Origin of the sequence: Burkholderia sp. 9777_1386, assembly GCF_015712265.1 — a bacterium.
Taxonomy (GTDB): Bacteria; Pseudomonadota; Gammaproteobacteria; order Burkholderiales; family Burkholderiaceae; genus Burkholderia; species Burkholderia cenocepacia.
The window spans coordinates 15,580-34,173 of record NZ_JACCQB010000041.1; the positions used below are offsets into that span (position 1 = coordinate 15,580).

The 18,594-nt window shown below is 68.7% G+C and carries 20 protein-coding genes; 8 read left to right on the forward strand and 12 right to left on the reverse strand.

Annotated elements, in window-relative coordinates:
• The first annotated feature begins 118 nt into the window (after positions 1 to 118).
• Positions 119 to 1,498 (forward strand): amino acid permease, encoded by a 1,380-nt coding sequence (locus tag H0X91_RS25450; RefSeq protein WP_006490861.1) that lies wholly within the window; start codon positions 119 to 121, stop codon positions 1,496 to 1,498.
• Between the two features lie 33 nt (positions 1,499 to 1,531).
• On the opposite strand, the gene H0X91_RS25455 is transcribed toward H0X91_RS25450, so the two are convergent.
• From H0X91_RS25455 to ftrA, 5 genes are all read right to left on the reverse strand, one after another.
• A complete protein-coding gene (locus H0X91_RS25455) occupies positions 1,532 to 2,110 on the reverse strand; it encodes an NnrU family protein (RefSeq protein WP_006490860.1) in 579 nt (192 codons plus the stop codon).
• 301 nt (positions 2,111 to 2,411) lie between these two features.
• Positions 2,412 to 2,951: a TfoX/Sxy family protein gene (locus H0X91_RS25460; RefSeq protein WP_196433458.1), complete on the reverse strand. Its 540-nt coding sequence runs from the start codon at positions 2,949 to 2,951 to the stop codon at positions 2,412 to 2,414.
• Positions 2,948 to 4,057: a malate/lactate/ureidoglycolate dehydrogenase gene (locus H0X91_RS25465; RefSeq protein ID WP_006498874.1), complete on the reverse strand. Its 1,110-nt coding sequence runs from the start codon at positions 4,055 to 4,057 to the stop codon at positions 2,948 to 2,950. Before H0X91_RS25465 ends, H0X91_RS25460 begins: the two co-directional genes overlap by 4 nt.
• 60 nt (positions 4,058 to 4,117) lie before the next feature.
• Positions 4,118 to 5,572, reverse strand: coding sequence for a M20 family metallopeptidase (locus H0X91_RS25470; protein ID WP_084751650.1), 1,455 nt, complete (start codon positions 5,570 to 5,572; stop codon positions 4,118 to 4,120).
• Between the two features lie 185 nt (positions 5,573 to 5,757).
• On the reverse strand, positions 5,758 to 6,720 hold the full coding sequence (gene ftrA / locus H0X91_RS25475) for a transcriptional regulator FtrA (protein WP_006490855.1): 963 nt from the start codon (positions 6,718 to 6,720) through the stop codon (positions 5,758 to 5,760).
• A 114-nt stretch (positions 6,721 to 6,834) separates the two neighbouring features.
• Between ftrA and H0X91_RS25480 the strand changes: the two genes are divergently transcribed.
• A complete protein-coding gene (locus tag H0X91_RS25480; RefSeq protein WP_060211854.1) occupies positions 6,835 to 7,254 on the forward strand; it encodes a rhodanese-like domain-containing protein in 420 nt (139 codons plus the stop codon).
• Between the two features lie 90 nt (positions 7,255 to 7,344).
• Positions 7,345 to 7,671 carry a superinfection immunity protein gene (locus H0X91_RS25485; RefSeq protein ID WP_006490851.1) on the forward strand — a complete coding sequence of 109 codons (327 nt, stop codon included), beginning with the start codon at positions 7,345 to 7,347 and terminating at the stop codon, positions 7,669 to 7,671.
• Between the two features lie 15 nt (positions 7,672 to 7,686).
• Here the strand turns inward: H0X91_RS25485 and H0X91_RS25490 are convergent, their stop codons facing one another.
• From H0X91_RS25490 to H0X91_RS25520, 7 genes are all read right to left on the reverse strand, one after another.
• Entirely contained in the window at positions 7,687 to 8,847 is a 1,161-nt protein-coding gene (locus H0X91_RS25490; RefSeq protein ID WP_196433459.1) for a cytochrome P450, read from the reverse strand.
• Between the two features lie 105 nt (positions 8,848 to 8,952).
• Positions 8,953 to 9,219 (reverse strand): YodC family protein, encoded by a 267-nt coding sequence (locus H0X91_RS25495; protein WP_034178596.1) that lies wholly within the window; start codon positions 9,217 to 9,219, stop codon positions 8,953 to 8,955.
• Positions 9,220 to 9,554: 335 nt separating this feature from the next.
• On the reverse strand, positions 9,555 to 10,415 hold the full coding sequence (locus tag H0X91_RS25500) for an isocitrate lyase/PEP mutase family protein (RefSeq protein WP_196433460.1): 861 nt from the start codon (positions 10,413 to 10,415) through the stop codon (positions 9,555 to 9,557).
• Between the two features lie 146 nt (positions 10,416 to 10,561).
• Positions 10,562 to 12,229 carry an ankyrin repeat domain-containing protein gene (locus H0X91_RS25505; RefSeq protein WP_196433461.1) on the reverse strand — a complete coding sequence of 556 codons (1,668 nt, stop codon included), beginning with the start codon at positions 12,227 to 12,229 and terminating at the stop codon, positions 10,562 to 10,564.
• Positions 12,230 to 12,412: 183 nt separating this feature from the next.
• Entirely contained in the window at positions 12,413 to 12,838 is a 426-nt protein-coding gene (locus tag H0X91_RS25510) for a GNAT family N-acetyltransferase (RefSeq protein ID WP_006485684.1), read from the reverse strand.
• 64 nt (positions 12,839 to 12,902) lie between these two features.
• Positions 12,903 to 13,763, reverse strand: coding sequence for a MurR/RpiR family transcriptional regulator (locus H0X91_RS25515; RefSeq protein ID WP_006485686.1), 861 nt, complete (start codon positions 13,761 to 13,763; stop codon positions 12,903 to 12,905).
• 55 nt (positions 13,764 to 13,818) lie between these two features.
• Complete coding sequence (locus H0X91_RS25520; RefSeq protein WP_006485690.1) at positions 13,819 to 14,172, reverse strand: YgiW/YdeI family stress tolerance OB fold protein; 354 nt, start codon at positions 14,170 to 14,172, stop codon at positions 13,819 to 13,821.
• A gap of 234 nt (positions 14,173 to 14,406) precedes the next feature.
• Between H0X91_RS25520 and H0X91_RS25525 the strand changes: the two genes are divergently transcribed.
• From H0X91_RS25525 to H0X91_RS25545, 5 genes are all read left to right on the forward strand, one after another.
• Entirely contained in the window at positions 14,407 to 15,069 is a 663-nt protein-coding gene (locus H0X91_RS25525) for a response regulator (RefSeq protein WP_196433462.1), read from the forward strand.
• 5 nt (positions 15,070 to 15,074) lie between these two features.
• Complete coding sequence (locus tag H0X91_RS25530; RefSeq protein WP_206532996.1) at positions 15,075 to 16,442, forward strand: ATP-binding protein; 1,368 nt, start codon at positions 15,075 to 15,077, stop codon at positions 16,440 to 16,442.
• 322 nt (positions 16,443 to 16,764) lie between these two features.
• The gene (locus H0X91_RS25535; RefSeq protein ID WP_196433463.1) at positions 16,765 to 17,211 is read left to right on the forward strand and encodes a MarR family winged helix-turn-helix transcriptional regulator; all 447 of its coding nucleotides are present in this window, start codon (positions 16,765 to 16,767) and stop codon (positions 17,209 to 17,211) included.
• 35 nt (positions 17,212 to 17,246) lie between these two features.
• Complete coding sequence (locus H0X91_RS25540) at positions 17,247 to 17,615, forward strand: antibiotic biosynthesis monooxygenase family protein (protein ID WP_006485685.1); 369 nt, start codon at positions 17,247 to 17,249, stop codon at positions 17,613 to 17,615.
• A gap of 598 nt (positions 17,616 to 18,213) precedes the next feature.
• Positions 18,214 to 18,414: a membrane protein gene (locus H0X91_RS25545; RefSeq protein WP_006485688.1), complete on the forward strand. Its 201-nt coding sequence runs from the start codon at positions 18,214 to 18,216 to the stop codon at positions 18,412 to 18,414.
• Positions 18,415 to 18,594: the final 180 nt, after the last annotated feature.

Below are 18,594 nucleotides of genomic sequence, written 5' to 3' on the forward strand. Positions count from 1 at the left end.
CGGCGGCCCCGCACATCGCGTCACACACGCTCCCTCGACATCGGCGCCCCGCAGCGGCAGAACGCTTGCCGCCGCGCCGCCCGATACGTTCCCGGCCAACAATAACTAGAGGTAGGAGATGCAGGACAACTCGTTGAGGCAAAGCCTCAAGCAACGGCACATCACGATGATCGCGCTCGGCGGCGTGATCGGCGCGGGCCTGTTCGTCGGCTCCGGCGCGATCATCGCAACGGCCGGCCCCGCGGCGATCCTGTCGTACCTGATCGGCGGCGTGATCGTCACGCTGGTCATGTTCATGCTCGGCGAAATGGCGTCCCGCAATCCCGACAGCGGATCGTTCTCCACGTATGCGAGCAGCTATCTCGGCGAATGGGCCGGCTTCGCGGTCGGCTGGCTGTACTGGTTCAAGTCGATGATGACGATCACCGTCGAAGCGATCCTGCTCGGCGCGATCCTCCACGATTTCCTGCCGTGGCTGCCGATCTGGGGCGGCGCGCTGTTCATGCTCGTCACGCTGATCGCGAGCAACGCGTATTCGGTGCGCTCGTTCGGCGAAGCCGAATACTGGCTGTCGTTCGCGAAGGTCGCGACGATCATCGTGTTCATGGCGCTCGGCGCGTCGATCCTGCTCGGCTTCCAGCCGCGCATTCCCGCGCCGGGGCTCGTGAACCTCACGGATCACGGCGGCTTCATGCCGAACGGCATCTCGCCCGTGCTCGCCGGCGTGATGGTCGTGATCTTCTCGCTCGGCGGCAGCGAGATCGCGGCAGTAGCGGCGGGCGAATCGGAAAACCCGAGCAGGAACGTGATCCGCGCGATCAAGAGCGTGATCGTGCGCGTGATGGTGTTCTACGTCGGCTCGGTGTCGATCCTGATCCTGTGCATGCCGTGGACCGACAAGGCCAACCTGAAATCGCCGTACGTATCGCTGTTCGGCATGGCAGGCTTCACGGAGGCCGCCGTCGCGATGAAGATCGTGCTGTTCGTGTCGTTCATGTCGGTGATGAACTCGTTCCTGTTCTCGAACTCGCGCATGCTGTTCTCGCTGAGCCAGCGCGGCCACGCGCCCGCGGTGTTCGGCCGCACCAACGCGAAGGGCGTGCCGATGAACGCGCTCGTGCTGTGCCTCGCGATCTGCGTGTCGATCCTCGGCATTCACTTCGTGAGCGGCGGCGACCTGTTCCTGATGCTCGCGAAGAGCAGCGGCGCGTTCGTGATGATCGTGTGGATCTTCATCATCGTCGCGCACTTCGCGATGCGCCGGCAGACGAAGCACGAGCAACGCGACCCGACGGCGTTCCGCGCGTGGTTCTATCCGGTATCGAACTGGGTCGCGCTGCTGGCGCTGGTCGCCGTGCTGGGGTCGCAGGCGTTCAACCCGGATTCGCGCTTCCAGTTCTGGTTCACGGTGCTGACGGCGCTCGCGATCGTCGCGGCGTACTTCCTGCGGCGCAAGCAGCCGTCGTTCGGGCAGGCCGCCGGCGCGAAGGGGCGTTGACCGGCGGGAGGCCGACCGGCGTGCGCGTTCCGTTCAGCCGAACGGCCGCACGCCGATCAGCGGGCCGTGCAGGAACAGCGCGAACACGGCCCAGGCGACGAGCCCGGCCGCCACGGTTGCGAGGTCGCCGGCCAGCCCGCCGGCCGGATAGCGGACACCGTCGCTGCGATCCCGCGCACGCGACACGACGAAATCGACGATCGACCACACGAAGAACGCACCGAACAGCACGACCGCATGCACGGTGCCGTTCACGAGCAGGTGCGCCACCGCCCACACCATCACGCCGGCCAGCATCGGATGCCCGACGAGCGTCTTGATCCGGTTGCGCGGCACGTAGGACGCGGCGATCAGCACGAATGCGACCGCGGTCAGCATGCCCGTCAGGTGGCGCACGCCGACCGGCGACACCCACAGCAACGTCGCGCCCGCGCGGGCGATCCCGTACCCCCAGATGATCAGCACGAAGCCGACGATCGACGCGATCGCGTAGCCGCCCTTCCAGCCTTTCTCGCCGATCCGATCGATCGTCGCGGACCGCCAGCCGTCGGCGACGATCCGGACCGAGTGCACACCGAGGAAGATCGCTAAACCGAGAATCAGGACGAGCATCGGCTGTCTCCGTCTGGAATGATGAGTGGGGAAGCGTGCCGCGCGGCGTACGGTGCGCCGTTCGCGGGCCGGCGGCGAGGCCGGCGCGGGTCGCGCGACGCACGGGCGCAGCCCGCGCCGATCATAAACGTCGGGGCCGCCGTTGTGAAGCACGCAGGATGTGCGGTGCGTCACGCTCGATGCGTTCATGCGCCGGATCGCGCGGGCCAGCCGCCCGCGCGGCGTGCTGGTCGGCCGCGACGAGGCGGTCTGAAAGAAAGGAAAGCGAACCTTGCGAGGCTGTCGCGCCGCGCGGCCGGTATTACGTCTGCTTGCGCTTCGCTGCCGGTTTCGGTGCCGGCGCGGATGATGAGTTCGATGCCGGCTTCGCTTTCTGCGCCGATGCCGGTTTCGATGCGGATTTCGCCGCCGGCGTGGATGCCTTTTTGGGCGCCGGTTTCGCTGCAGGCTTCGGCGCCGCCCTCGATCCCGTCTTCGACACCGCCCGCGCCTTGCGCTTCGGCGGCCCGGCCAGCAGCGCCGCGCGATACGCGCTGCGGCACCAGTCGAACAGCGCGCCCGCATCCTCGAGCACGTCGGCCGGCGTTTCGTAATAGCCCTCGAGCGAGACGGTGCGCGTGGGCCGCGCATACGAGAACGGCCCCATCCCCGCCGCGACGAACGCCGGGCGATTCACGTCGTCGACACGCAGGAACAGCGACCCGCGCGACAGGAAGCCGAACATCACGCCGTCGAGCCGCAAGGCCGCCCCGCTGAAGAACCGTGCTACGGCGACCGTACCGAGCGGCGCAAGCTGATACGCAATTTCCTCGCCGTGCGCCTTCTCCGCCTGCCAGCTCATGCGGACGCCTCGCAGCGCTGCGTCCACGCATCGAACTCGGCCGCGTCGACCCCGACGGCCGCCGCGCTCTCGCGAATCTGCCGCCACGTTGCGCGGTCGACCGGAATCCCGGCCGTGCCGCGTGCGGCGCGGCTCGCCTCTTCCGGCTCGCCGGGCACCTGCACCGGCGCATCGCCGGCCCGCGGCGACGCCTTCGCCCACGCGACAAACGCATCGGCTTCGCGTTCGGCATCGGCCGCGTCGAACGCGTTCGGATCGATCAGCACCGACAGCATCCCGTTGACGATCGCGCTCGTCTTCTGCAGCGTATCGCCGTACGTCGTATGCCCGCCCACCAGCGCGCCGCCGAAGATCTCGCACATCGCCGCGAGCGCATAGCCCTTGTGCAGCCCGAACGGCAGCAGCGCGCCGAACGGCTGCTCGTGCATCACGGCCGGATCGTCGGTCGGCTGGCCGCGATGGTCGATGAGCGACCCGGCCGGCACGCGCTTGCCCTGGTTGTACGCGACACGCGTCTTGCCGTACGCGATCGCGCTCGTCGCGAAATCGAGCAGCAACGGCGGCTTGCCCGCCCGCGGATACGCGGCGCAGAACGGATTCGTGCCGAAACGCGGATCGGTGCCGTGCAGCGGCGCGACCAGCAGGTCGCCCGGCACGTTGACGAAATGGAACGACACGAGCCCGGCGCGCGCGCACTGCTCGGCCCAGTGCCCGATGCGGCCGAGGTGATGAACGTCGCGCAGCCCGATCGCGCAGATGCCCATGCGCCGCGCGCGCTCGATTCCTTCGACCATCGCCTCGAACGCGATCACCTGGCCGAAGCCGCGCCCGCCGTCGATCGTCAGCACCGCGCCGCCGTCGCGCACGATCGACGCGTGCCCGTTCAACTGCAACTGCCCTTCGCGCCACGACGCGACGTAATTCGGGATCATCCCGATCCCGTGCGAATCGTGGCCCGCGAGATTCGCGCCGACCAGGTGATCGGCGACCAGCGTCGCCTCGCGCGGGTGGCTGCCGGCCCGTTCCCAGAGTGCCGCGACGAAGGCATGCAGCGGTTCGGCGCGCATGCGCAGCGGTTCGGTATCGGGCGTCGGCAGTGCGGTCATCGGCAACACTCCATCAAGGCGGTTCGGGTCGGGCAATCGGTACGTCGAACGTTGCGCCGATCAGCGCGCGGTCGCGATCACGTCGGCAACGGCCGCGGTGAGCTTCTTCGCATACGGTATGTGCAGGAACTCGTTCGGGCCGTGCGCGTTCGACTTCGGCCCGAGCACGCCGCACACCATGAATTGCGCTGCGGGGAAGCCTTCCTGCAGCACGTTCATCAGCGGGATCGTGCCGCCGAGGCCCATGTACGCGCAGTCGGCGCCGAAGTGGCGGCGCGACGCGGCGTCGAGCGACGACGCGAGCCACGGCGCGAGATCCGGCGCGCTCCAGCCCGTCGCGGCGCCGGCGTCCGGCTTGAACGTGACCTTCGCGTTGTACGGCGGATCGAGTTCGAGCAATTCCTTGAGCTGCTGGACGGCCTGCGCGGCGTCGACGAGCGGCGGCAGCCGCAGCGACAGCTTGAATGCGGTGCGCGGACGCAGCACGTTGCCCGCATCGGCGAGCGCCGGCATGCCGGCCGCACCCGTCACCGACAGCGACGGACGCCACGTCGAATTCAGCAGCGCCTCGCGCGGATCGGTCGTGGTCGGCAGCACGGGCTTGCCATCCTGGCCGCACGCCCACGGCAGCCCCTTCCACACCGTGTCGCCGAGAATCGCGGCAGCGGCCTCGGCTTCGCGCACGCGGCTCGACGGAATCTCGCAATGGAACACGCCCGGCAGCAGGTTGCCGTTCTTCGCGTCTTCGAGGCGCTCGAACAGCTGGCGCATCACGCGGAAGCTCGACGGCGCGATGCCGCCGTAGACACCCGAGTGGACGCCTTCTTCCAGCACCTCGACCTGCAGGTCGCCGGACACGAGGCCGCGCAGCGACGTGGTGAGCCACATCTGGTCGTAGTTGCCGGCGCCCGAATCGAGGCACACGACGAGCGACACCTGACCGAGCCGGTCGCGCAATGCGTCGACGTACGGCAGCAGGTCGTAGCTGCCCGACTCCTCGCAGGTCTCGATCAGGCCGACGCAGCGCGGCCGCTCGATGCCCTGCTCGTCGAGCGCGCCGAGCGCCGCGAGGCTTGCGTAGATCGCATAGCCGTCGTCCGCGCCGCCGCGGCCGTACAGCTTGCCGTTCTCGAACTTCGGCGTCCACGGGCCGAGGTCCGCGCGCCAGCCGTCGAATTCGGGCTGCTTGTCGAGGTGGCCGTACAGCAGGATCGTGTCGGTGCTGCCCGAGCGCGTGGCCGGAGACTCGAAGAAGATCACCGGCGTGCGGCCCGGCAGGCGCACGATTTCGAGCTTCAGGCCCTTCACCGGCTGCCGTTCGGCCCACTGCGCGGCATCGGTGACGACGCGCTCGAGATATCCGCGTTTCGCCCAGTCGGGGTCGAATGCGGGGCTCTTCGCGGGAATCGCGATGTAGTCGGTCAGGGCGTGGAGGATTTCATCGTTCCACTTGCGCTCGATGAAGGTAACGAGCTTGTCATGGTCGAGGACGGGGGTAGTGTCGACGGAAGTCATGGTGGGGGTGCCTGGATCGGGCTGACGAAAACCCAGATCATACGCCGATGCGCCCCCGCCGGCGCCCCTCCTGGCCGTTCAGACAGCGTTCGGAAATGCGTCGCGCAGCCCGGCCGCGCGGGTGAGCGCATCGTGCCGCAGGGACGGCTTTTCATCGTCGCGCGAGCGCTCCGGCCCGACACCCGCTACGTGCCGCCCCGATCCATCCCGCGCCGGTACGCGGCCGGGCTCGTCGCCGCGACGCGCCGGAAATGCCGGCGCAGCGACTCCTCGGAACCGAACCCGGCGCGCGCCGCGACCTGTGCGAGCGGCAGTGCCGGCTGCGCCTCGAGCATGTCCTTCGCGACGTTCACGCGCTCGCGGATCAGCCACGCCAGCGGCGACATCCCCGTCGCATCGGAGAACTGACGCTGCAGCGTGCGCGTGCTCATCGCGGCCTGCGCGGCGAGCGACGCGAGCGTGTGCGGCTCGGCCGCATGCGCGCGCATCCAGTCGATCAGCTTGGCGAGCCGGTCGGTGCCGCCCGGTGCGACCGGACGCGGCACGAACTGCGCCTGGCCGCCGTCGCGATGCGGCGGCAGCACGAGACGCTGCGCGACGCGGTTCGCGATCGCGCCGCCATGATCGCGGCGCACGAGATGCAGCAGCATGTCGAGCCCCGCCGCCGAGCCGGCCGACGTGACGATCTGCCCTTCGTCGACGTACAGCGCATCGGGATTCACGCGCAGCGCCGGATAACGGGCCTGCAGGCGTTCCGCATACCGCCAGTGAGTCGTCACGGTGAGGCCGTCGAGCACGCCGGCCGCCGCGAGCACGAACACGCCCGAACAGATCGAGCAGAGCCGCGCGCCGCGCCGGTGCGCGGCCCGCAGCTTCTTCAGCAACGGCTCGGGCGGCAATTCGTCCGGATCGCGCCAGCCGGGAATCACGATGGTGTCCGCGCGATCGAGCGTCGCGAGCCGGTAGGGCGCGGCAACGGTAATGCCGCCCGCCGCGCGCACCGGCCCCGGCTCGCTCGCGCATACCGCGAAGCGATACCAGTCGACGCCGAGTTCGGGGCGCTCGAGCGCGAACAGTTCGACCACGCAGCCGAATTCGAACGTGCAGAGCCGATCGTAGGCGAGCGCGACGACGAGATGATTGTGCATGGCGCGATGTTACCGGAACTTGTCGATCGCGCCACTGCCGCGACCCGCGCCGAACCGCGATACTGCCCTTCATTGCGGCGCATTTCGTGCCCGTTCAACCCGGAGAGCCTGACCATGTCCCACGTCACCGACGTCCCCGCCGCCGACAGCCCCGCCGCCCTCGCGCATTTCGAGGCCTCGCTGCGCTTCGAGACCGATTGCTGGGACGTGCACGACGCGTTCGCATCCGGCACGCCCGATTTCGTGCTGCTCGACGTGCGCGGCCCCGACCAGTTCGCCGCCGGCCACGTGCCCGGCGCGCGCAACCTGCCGCACCGCAAGATCGTCGAAAGCAAGCTCGCCGGCTACCCGGCCGACACGCTGTTCGTCGTCTACTGCGCGGGGCCGCACTGCAACGGCGCCGCCCGCGCGGCGATCCGGCTCGCGCGCCTCGGCCGCCCGGTCAAGCTGATGATCGGCGGCGTGACGGGCTGGCTCGACGAAGGTTTCGCACTGAGCAACGACGTGCAGCCGACCGACGTCGAAGCCGCCTGATCGTCACTAAAAGCGCAACAATCAATTGCCTGCACACGAACGGAAAAAGCGCGACAATCAGCCTCATTGCAGTTCGGACGGAGCAGCACCATGCATGATGCAGTCCTGATTCAAGTGGCCGGTTCAGTCGCGGCGATCGCGCTCTATTTCCTGCCGGCCGTCATTGCCGACCGGCGCGGCCGGCACGACAAGCTGACGATCGCGATGTTCAACGCCCTGTTCGCGTGGACAGGCATCGGCTGGCTGATGACGCTGTACTGGGCGTGCCAGCCGAACCCGCGCACCGACGTCGCGCAGACGATCCTCGCGAAGCGCCGCGGCATCAGCATGCGGACTTTTTCGACCGGCCTCGTCGAACGCGTGCAACGCCGTGTCGCCGCCCAGGAGCAATGGGCGGAAAAACAGGGCTGCCGGTAGGTTCCTCTTTCCCCTTCACCGACTCGCGTCGAACTTCGGCATCCTGACGTTGGTCGACGCGCGGTAATCCCACTTCAGTGCGTCACGCGGCGGCCAGCCGCCCGCGTGCAACCGCACCGCGAATGCCCCCGCCGTGACCGCCCGTGCGATTCGCTCGCCCGGACATCCATGCGGCCCCGTGCCGAAGCCGAAATTCGGCCCCGCCGTGCGGCCGGGCATCAGCCGGTGCGGCTCGCGATGCACGGCCGGATCGCGATTCGCCGCCGCCAGCACGACGAGGATCGCGTCGCCGGCTTCGACGCTCACGCCTTCGATCGTCGTGCGTGCCGCGACGAAGCGGCGCGTGTTCTGTACCGGTGAATCGAAACGCCCGACTTCGGCGACGAATGCGTCGATCGCGGCGGCGTCCGGCACCTCGCGTGCTTCGCCGTTCCACGCCACGAGTGCATTGCCGAGCCATGCGGCGGTCGCCTCGCATGTCTGCGACAGCAACCCGACGAGATTCGCGACCAGCGCGCCGCCCGCCTGCCAGCCCGACGCGCGGGCCGCCTGCTGTACCGCGGCGACCAGCGTGCCGTCCTGCGCATGCGACTGCGCGACGCGTTCCGTCATCCGGTCGAGCAGTTGTCGCGCCGCGTCGCTCGCGCGCGCCAGCGCCGCGGCATCCGACAGCGGCGACAGTGCCGCGACGAATTCGACGACCCGCGCCGCGATGTCGTCGAGCTGGGTTTCGTCGAAGCCGAGCAGCTCGGCAACCGCGCACACGGGCACCGTCATGCACCATGCGTTCAGCGCGTCGGCATCGCCGGGCGCGGACAACCGCCGCGCGGCAATCGCCTCGGCGCGATCGCGCAGCGCGGCCGGGTCGAGCGGCGCGAACGCCGCACGCAACGCCTGCTTCGGTAGGTCGTGTCGCGATGCACCCTCGTTCATGCGTACCAGCTCGCCGAACAGCGCGCCGGCCGTCGTGCCGCGCAACGCGGGCGGCACCGGCGCGTCGAGCGGGCGCACGCGGCAGGCCGGATCGCCGAGCACGGCCGTCACGGCCGTCGCGCGGCTCGCGACCCACAGGCCGAGCGTGGCATCGAACGCGAGCGGCGGCCCGTCGACGAGCGCGGCGTAATAGGGATAGGGATCGCGGTGCGTGACCGCGGCAATGGGATCGGTCGGGTTCATGCGCTCAGTATCGGCGCAGTGCGCCGCCGCATGTTTCGGGATGGCGTGAAATGTCGCGGTACGGACGGGGAGCGACGAGTCACGGCATGGCTGAGGCGGCCGGCGTCAGGCCGCCGATCGGTCGCGGTGCGACTGCATGCGCAGCCGGACCCGCCCGGCCGAAATCGCGCGCGGTTCGGGCACCACCGTGTCGTGATGGAACATTTCCTGCCGGAATTCGCCGCTTTCGTCGAACCACTGGCAGATCAGCCAGTCGCCGTCGTCGAACACGACCGGCCCGGCATACGTGACGGTCATGCGCGGGCCGCCCGTTTTAAGCGTCACGACATCGCCCACGCGAAACCTCATGCGGTGATTTTCTCGGATCGTCATCGCTCTCTCAGCTTTTTATATATTGAATATATTGATATTCCCGGCGGCGCACTGACCGGCCATTGGAACGTGCCGCAGATTATCAATCAAAAAATCATCCGGCAACTGCCGCGCGCGGCAACGCTCTGAACAATAACCTGCAACAATGCGCGGGATCGTCACGCCTGACGGCCCGCCGGGCGTCAGGCGCGGCGCGCCGGCTGTGGCCGAACAGGCGGAATGCGGAGAATAGACGATGATTTTCGTGTCGTCATCGACGATTAATTCGGACGCGAAACCGGTTGATTATTGTCAATCAATGTTTCGCCGTAAACGATTCCGGCTTTTATTGGGGCTCATTCGTCGAACAAAATCGGCGAATTATCCGGTGCCGCAAACCAGCGGTTGATATCGCGCCCCGGCACGGCCGCCTGGGTAAAGGTGAAGGTGCCGTCGCGCCTCATCTCCGTCGTCGCGCGCAGGAACGCGCCGAGCGCGGCCCGCGCCAGCGCGCCGCCGACGCTGACACGCTTCACGCCGAGCGCCGCCAGTTCGTCGAGGCTCAGCAGCCCGCCCTGCAGGCCCATGACGACATTGACCGGCGCGCCGACCGCCCGCGTCACCGCCGCGATCTCGTCGGCGTCGGTGATGCCGGGCGCATACAGCACGTCGGCGCCGGCGTCGCGATAGGCGACGAGCCGCGCGATCGTGTCGTCGAGGTCGCGGCGGCCGTGCAGGTAGTTTTCGCAGCGGGCCGTCAGCGTGAACGGAAACGGCAGCGCGCGCGCCGCGTCGACGGCCGCCGCGATGCGCTCGACCGACGCGTCGCGCGCATAGATCGGCGTATCGGCGCGGCCGGTCGCATCCTCGATCGAGCCACCGACCGCGCCGGCTTCGGCCGCCAGCCGGATCGTTTCGGCCACCGTGCCGGGCGCGTCGCCGAAGCCGTTCTCGAGATCGGCGCTCACCGGCAGGCCCCCCGCGGCGACGAGATCGGCGATGTGATCGAGCATCGCGTCGCGGTCGATCGCGTTGTCGGGCTGCCCTTTCGAAAACGCGTAGCCGGCGCTGGTCGTGGCGAGCGCCTCGAAGCCGGCCATCGCGAGCAGGCGCGCGGTGCCGGCGTCCCACGGGTTCGGGATGATGAACGCGCCGGGGCGCGTATGCAGCGCACGGAAAGCTTCGGCGTGGCGGGCTTGCAGGTCGGAACGGATCATCGCGAACTCCAGGGACAGTGTTGACGGGTGAGCTTACGCCGGTCGTGCACGCGACGTTTCAGCTTTCGTCGAAATGTCGTCGCGCAACAGGAAGAATGCGGCCCAACGCCGAATGCAGGCCACCCCGCGCGGCCGCCCGCGTCGGTTCACGTCGATACGGGCCGCCCGCCGTCGCTGCCGAGCAACACGTCGGTGACGGCCTCGGAGAACCGCATCGCGCGACCGTCGATCAGCACGCCGTCCGGATTCGACGGATCGCGCACCGCTGGCGGCACGCCATACGCAAGCAGCACGCGCGCGCACGCCTCCCAGTCGGCCTCACCAGCTCCCTCCGGTTCGTTGACCGACGCCCACGACAACGTACCGAGCGCGTCGCTGCCGAACCCGTGCAGGTCGCGCCAGCCTGCACCGTGCGCGAGCAAAAACGCCAGCAGTTCCGCATCGCCGCGGAACACCGCGTGATTCAGCGCGCTCGCGTCCCAGTCGCCGCCGCGCGCGTCGATCGGCCAGCCCAGCTCGACCATCACCTTCACCGCATCGCGCGAACCCCATGCGGCGGCGTCCGGCAGCAACCGCAGCCGGTCGTCGGACAGCGCACCGGGCAGGTCGCGATGACGTGCCTGGATGCGCCGTGCGTCGTCGGCATCGGCGCGCGCGCACGCCGCCACGAACGCGTCTTGCGCATCGAGCGCTTCCTCCGCGCCGGCCGCGCGCAACAGCGCCGCGACATCGGACGATCCGGTCTGCATCGCGAGCCGGTACGCGCTGACGCCCGCGGCGGTCCGCGCGCGGGGATCGGCGCCGGCCGCCAGCAGCGCGGCGACGTGGCGCGCCGGGCAACGCACGGCGATCGCGCGCAGCAACGGCGCGCCCCACGTCCTGGTCGGCCCCTCGCCGGCCGGTTCGTTCGGATCGCCGCCATGCGCGAGCAGCAGTTCGAGCGCGGTCGCGTCCGGCACGTCGAGCGCGCGTCGCAACGCATTCGTCCCGCCCACCCGTGCGCCGTGCTCGAGCAGCAGCCGCGTGCACGCCGGGTTCTCCACGGAGTGATACAGCGATTCGCCGTCGTTCGGATCGGCGCCGGCTTCCAGCAGCATCGCGGTGAGCGCCGGATCGCGCTGGACGCCGGCGGCGCCATAGAGCGCCGACAGCGGCGCCGACGCATCGGGCGCGGCGAGCGAGGCCGGCGGATACCGGTTGCCGATCCGCTGGTTCGGATCAGCGCCCGCATCGAGCAGATGACGCGCGCACGCACGCAACCTCGCCGCGAATTCGGGAAGCTGCCCGAGCCGCGAATGCGTGACGGCGACGAGCGGCGGCAGCTTCAGCGCCCCGCCGGCGCGCGCGATCCAGCCGGGATCGGCGGCCAGCGCGGCCTTCACCGCGTCGAGATCGCCGGCCGCACACGCGATGGTCGGGTCCGCCGAAACGAGATCGGGATGATCGAGCAGCAATTGCGCGGCGACGCGCGGCCGGGCCGCGTCGAAGCCGCCCGTCACGTCGGCGCCGTAAGCGAGCTCGAGCCAGCGGCGGATCAGCAGCGGCCGCGGTTCCCGCGTGAGCGCATGGGTTTCGACGAACACGCCGAGATCGGCCCACGAAGCAAAACCGTACTCGCGCGCGATGCAGGACTGCGCGTCGTGCAGGCGCAGCCCGAGCGCGAGCGTTTCGTCGTGCGTGCGATTCGCGGCGGCGGGCAGCGACTCGACGAAGCGCGCGACGGCATCGGCGTCACCCTGCCGGTACAGGCGCAACAACGCCTTGGCCTGCTTTTTCAGATGATCGGGATGGGCGTTGGGAGGCAGCTTTTTCATGCGGATCCTCGTGCATGGATGGCCGAAGGTCCGCAATACCGCCAGCACAAAGGATGGGGAAAGACCGGATTTGCCGCGACAGGTGGGTTGAACCCTTTCCGCGGACCCGGAAGCGACCTGCATCGCTGTCCGGTATCGTAGGCGACGGCCGCCGGCAACGTCAATCGTGCCGCGCGGCGGCGCTCAGCCCGCGAGCTTCTTCGTCAGGAAAATGCGGCTGTGCCCGACCGGATAATCGGGCAGCTCGCCGAAGCGGACATAGCCGCGCTTCTCGTAGAACGGTCGCGCCTGGAAGTCGAACGTGTCGAGCCACGCGCTGTGGCAGCCGCGCGCGACGGCCTCCTGTTCGGCCAGGTCCATGATGCGCGTGCCGGCACCCTGGCCGCGCGCGGCCTCGGGCACGACCAGCAGGTCGACGTGCAGCCAGCCGAACGCCGTGCCGCCCCACAGGCCGCCGACCACCGCGCCGGCCTCGTCGGTCACGATCACGGCCAGCGGCCGGAAGTCGACCGGGCCGGCCTGGCTTTCGTTGAAGCGGATGAGCGGCGCGACGATCTGCTTGCGCACCGCCGCGTCGCCCGCGTCGGTCACTGCGTAGGTCAACGTCATCGAGTTGCGTCGGGTCGTGAATGAAAGTGATGCGAGAGGGCTGAAACTGCCCGTGCCGCGCCCGTCAAACGACGTACGCGCCCTTCGCGTGCAGTTCCGCTTCGGTCCGCTCGAGCGCCGCGATCGCATCGCTGCCTTCGAGCGCCAGCAACTGCGCGACCAGCGCCTCGGCCATCGCATGCGCGGCCACCAGCGACGGAAAGAACGACGGGCTGTCGTGCGTGAAGATCAGTTGCGCGTCCGCGTGCAGCGCGATCGGCGACACGGCGCTGTCGGTGATCGCGACGATCCGGCTGCCCTGCGCCTTCGCGGCCTGCGCGACGCGCGTCGCTTCGGCCGAATACGGCGCGAAGCTGACGATCACGGTCACGCTCTGCTTCGCGATCGTCCGCAGTTCCATTTCGAGCGAACCGGCGACGCCGTTCAGCAGCGACACGGTCGGCCGGAACAGCCGGTAGCCGTAGACGAAACCGAACGCGACCGGATAGCACGAGCGAAACCCCGCCACGTGCACATGCGATGCCTTGCGGATCAGCTTTGCCGCATCCGCGAGCGCATGCTCGTTCTGCGCGGCGGTCGCCGACAGGTTGTGCTGCTGCGCGGCGAGCAGGTCGTGTGCGAGCGACGCCTTCGCGTCGGGCCGCACGAGCGAGCGCGCACGCTGCGTGAGCGGCTCGGGCCGCGTACGCACGCGCGCGACGCACAGGTCGCGCAGCTCGTTCCAGCCGGGAAAGCCGAATTGCTGCGCGAGCCGCACGAGCGACGCAGGCTGCACCTGCGCGCGCTGTGCGACCTTACGCATCGACGACGTGGCGACTTCGTCGGGATGATCGAGCAGGAAGGCGGCGCCCGCCTGGAATTGCGGGCTCAGCTCGGAAAATTGCGCCCGGATCCGGGACGCGAGTTCGTCGAAATTGGCGGCCATCTTGATGGGAACGGGAACCGGTCGTCCATGGTATCACCGGCCCCGCGCGCATCGGTCAGCGCAGCACTTCGACGTGATCGGCGTCGACCTTCACGCGGCCCGACCATTTGCGCTCGAATTCGCCGGTCAGCTTCACCTCGTTCTTGTCGCTGACGGGCTGGCCCGCCGCCCACAGCTTGTGGTCGATTTCGACGTGGATCGTGCCGGTGGCGTCGGCGAACTCGTAATCCTCGCCGCCGACGTGCTTGACGATGCGCCCCTGCAACTGCACGTGCTGGTCGTCCCGGCCGTTGGCGAGCAGTTCCTTCACGGTCGTCGTCGTCAGCGCGGACGGCCCCGTGTATTGCGCGTAGACGGCGGCGGGCAGCGCGACGAGCGCGACCGCCAGAATTCTGGCCAGGTGTTTCATGATCGTGGTCCTCTTCTTCGATGTGGCGCCGCGCTCCGTTGAACGCGACGGCGCCAGATTACGGACCGTAAGATTAAGCAAACCTGAAGGGCATCCCGAAGTGACACGGTGCCGCATTGGACGAGTACGAAAACCGCGCGGCGCCCTGCGCGCATTTAAGCTTGGTCTAAGACGCGTGCGCTTATCATGGGAATCCCGGGCGCCGCGGCGCCCCGTTTGAAGAGACACGGATTCATGCGCGTACTGCTCGTCGAGGACGATCCGCTGATCGGCAGCGGGCTCGAACAGGGCCTCAAACAGGAAGGCTTCGCGGTCGACTGGGTGAAGGACGGCGACGCCGCGTCGCTCGCGCTGCGCGCGACCGGCTACGGTTTGCTGCTGCTCGATCTCGGGCTGCCGAACCGCGACGGCCTGTCGGTGCTCGCCGCGCTGCGCCGCCGCGACGAAAACCTGCCCGCGATCATCATCACCGCGCGCGACGGCGTGCCGGACCGCATCGCCGGCCTCGACAGCGGCGCGGACGACTATCTCGTCAAGCCGTTCGAGCTCGACGAGCTGCTCGCCCGCATTCGCGCGGTCAGCCGCCGCCATGTGGGTCGCGCGCAGACGACGCTCGCGATCGGCCCGCTGCGGCTCGATCCCGTCAAGCACCTCGTCTGGCTCGACGGTGACGAAGTCCCGCTGTCGCCGAAGGAATTCGTACTGCTGCACGAGTTGATGCGCGAACCGGGCGCGGTGATTTCGCGCGAGCAGTTCGAGGAACGGCTGTACAGCTGGGGCGAGGAAATCGAGAGCAACGCGGTGCAGGTGCATATCCACAACCTGCGCAAGAAACTCGGCCACGACATGATCCGCACGGTGCGCGGCGTCGGCTACCGGATCGGTGACGGCACGTGACGCGCATGGAACGCGCGGTCGCGCGCTGGCGCAACGCGTCGCTGCGGCGGCGCCTGCTGACGTGGCTGCTGCCGGCCGCGTGCGTGATCGGCCTGGTCGCGAGTGCCGGCACCTACTGGGGCGCGCTGCGCGAACTCGACGACCTGCTCGACGACCAGATGCGCAGCATGTCGAAACAGATCGTGGTCGGCCCGAACGGCGAGCTGTCGTTCAGCAACCATGCCAAAGGCAAGCACGGCTTCGAAGCGAGCGACCCCGACGCGGTGCTGCTGCAGGTGTGGCGCAACGGCACGCTCGTGTATTCGACCGATCGCGACTCGAAGCTGCCGCCGCCCGCGCAGCAGGGCATCGCGAGCGTCGACGTCGGCGGCCAGCCGTGGCGCACCTATGTGACCGAGCGCGGCGGCACGACGATCCGGCTCGCGCAGGCGCGGCATGCGCGCTGGGAAGCGATCGCGGGCATCGCCGTCCACCTGCTGTGGCCCGTGTTCTCGATGCTGCCGCTGCTCGCGCTCGGCCTGTGGTTCGGCATCGGCGCGGGGCTGCGGCCGCTGCGGGCGATCGCGTCCGGCCTGAAACGCAGGAATGCGAACAACCTCGAACCGGTCGACGTCGCGTCGATGCCGAACGAGGTCCGCCCGCTCGCCGAAGCGATCAACGACCTGCTCGCGCGCCTCGACCGCTCGTTCACGCTGCAGCGGCACTTCATCGCCGATGCCGCGCACGAGCTGCGCACGCCGATCATGGGGCTGTCGATCCAGTCGCAACTGCTGCGGCGCGCGGCGACGGCCGAGGAACGCGAGCACATCCTCGCGCAGATCCATGCGGGCACGACCCGCCTCGGCCACCTCGCCGAACAGTTGCTGACGCTCGCGCGCCTCGAACCCGATGCGCAGGCGGTCGTCTCCGCATCGGCGCCGGTCGATCTCGCCGCGCTGTGCCGCTCGGTGGTGTCCGATCGCGCACGCGTCGCCGACGCGCACCGGATCGATCTCGGCGCGATCGTCGACGTGCCGGTGATGGCCGCGGGCAATGCCGACACGCTGCGCGTGCTGCTGAACAATCTCGTCGACAACGCGATCCGCTATGCAGGCGAAGGCGCGCGCGTCGACGTGTCGGCGCGCGTCGACGGCACGACGCCCGTGCTCGAAGTCGCGGACGACGGCCCCGGCATTCCGGAAGCCGAGCGCGCCGACGTGTGGGAACGCTTCTATCGCGGCGAAGGCGCACAGGCCGCCACGTCGTCGGGCAGCGGGCTCGGGCTGTCGATCGTCAAGCGGATCGCCGAACAGCATCGCGCGACCGTCTCGCTCGGCACCACCCGCGGCGGACGCGGGCTGACCGTCACGGTGCGCTTCCCGCTGCCGGCCTGATGCGCGGGCGGCCGAAGGCTTGTCCACAGATAATGTTGGCAAGCTTGTGGACAACCTTCCATTAACAGCACCAAGCCCTTGATCGGAAAGGGTTTGTCGTGCGTGCGCGGCAAATGCGCCGGCCCGGGGCAAGCACGCCCGCGCGCGTCACTCCTGGTGGACAATCCGCTCGCCCCAAAGATCGGTCGAGGTTTCACGGATGTTCGCGTGCGCTTCCACGCTGCAATACCGAAGCCCCTTCGTCTGTCGACACTCGCCCATCAATTTGACAACTAGTTGTCTATTACGTAAAGTAGTTGTCAATTTACGACCCGAGCTGGCCATGACGAAATCCGACAAGTTGACCGCCGTCGCGCTATCCGTATTCCGGTTGAACGGCCTGCTGATCGAATGGGGCAACACCTTCGCCGGGCCGCACGGCTTGACCAGCGCGCGCTGGCAGGTGCTGGGCGCGATCTCGATGGCGCCGGACGCGCCCAACATCCCGCAGATCGCCGACACGATGGGCATCACGCGGCAGGCCGTCCTGAAACAGATCAACGTGCTGACCGACGAAGGGCTGGTGCTGTCGTTGCCCAATCCGGCGCACAAGCGCTCGCCGTTGTTTGCGCTGACGCCGCGCGGCGAAGCGGCCTATCAGGCCGTGGTCGAGCAGTGGCAGCGGCATGTCCGCGACATCGCCGGCGACTTCAGCTCTTCCGACCTCGACGCGGCGCTGCGCGTGCTGTCGGCGATGTCCGGCGCGCACGGCCAGGACGGCCACGCGTAGCCGCCCGCTCGCCCTCTACCTCACCAGGAGCACCCATGCCCCAGTTCAAGCCGATGGATCCGGCCTTTCCGATCCAGCAACAGATTGCGATCGACGCGGACCCGGTCGTGCTCGTCAACGTGTTCACGCTCGCGCCCGCCGACGAAGCCGATTTTCTCGCCGCCTGGAAAGACGACGCGGCTTTCATGAAGCGGCAGCCGGGATTCATCTCGACGCAGCTTCATCGCGCGCTCGGCGACAGCCCGACCTACCTGAACTACGCGATCTGGGAATCGACGGACGCGTTTCGCGCGGCCTTCACGCATCCGGAGTTCGTCGCCAAGCTGTCGGCCTATCCGTCGTCCGCCGTCGCCAGCCCGCACCTGTTCCAGAAGGTCGGCGTGGCCGGTATCTGCACGGCGTGAGCGGGCATGCGAAGCGTGGCAGTGCGTGGCATCGGCCGCCTCGCGAACGTGGAGTTCTCCACAGAAAATGTTGGCAAGCTTGTGGATATCCTGCGCACCGCGACGCTAAACCCTTGATCCGATGGACTTTGGCACGCGTGATGCAGACACGGCGCGCGCCATGGCCATCGCGCACACCGCTTCGCCGCACTTCGCATCACGACGCCACGGCGATGTAGTCCCGATGTAGTCCTGTAGTCCGATGCACGCCCGCTGCGCGTCGTAACGCCCGCACGCATGCCGGGCCGGCGCTGCGCCACTTACCCACAGATTGTGTTGGCAAGCTTGTGGATATCCTGCGCAAGCCTGCGCTAACCCATTGATCGGTCTACGGTTCGTGCCGCGTGTCATCGTTTCGGCAGCGCGCGGTAGCGGCCGGCGCGCACGCGGACGATTCAGTGCGATCGCGGCGCAGCGCCGATGCCTTGACGCCCGCGCCCGTCACCCATCAAGATCACGCAAGCCGCACGCGGCCGCGCATGGCCGGCAACGCGCGTCGGCGCCACGGGCCGGCCGTTCCGCCGGCACCGCATGACGACATTTCAATCCGAGGAAGACCATGGAACACTTCACCGCGTGGCAATTGCTCATCTCGCTCGTGCTCGTCGCCATCGTCGTCTATCCGTACGTCCGCATCGTCCGGCGCACCGGGCATTCGGGCTGGTGGATCCTGACGATGTTCGTCCCGGTGCTGAACTTCATCATGTTGTGGGTGTTCGCGTTCGCGCGCTGGCCGGCCGTCGGCGATCGGCAGCCCTGAGCGTTGCCATCGCGGCAGCGCGCGGGCTTGTCCACAGATTGTGTTGGCAAGCATGTGGATAGCCTGCGCATACCGCGATCAAGCACTTGATCCGAAAGACTTTGTCCGCGCCGCCTCGAAAACGGCACGCGAGCGGCCAATCACCGATTATGTGCTGCCTCGACGCGTGACGCGCCGGCT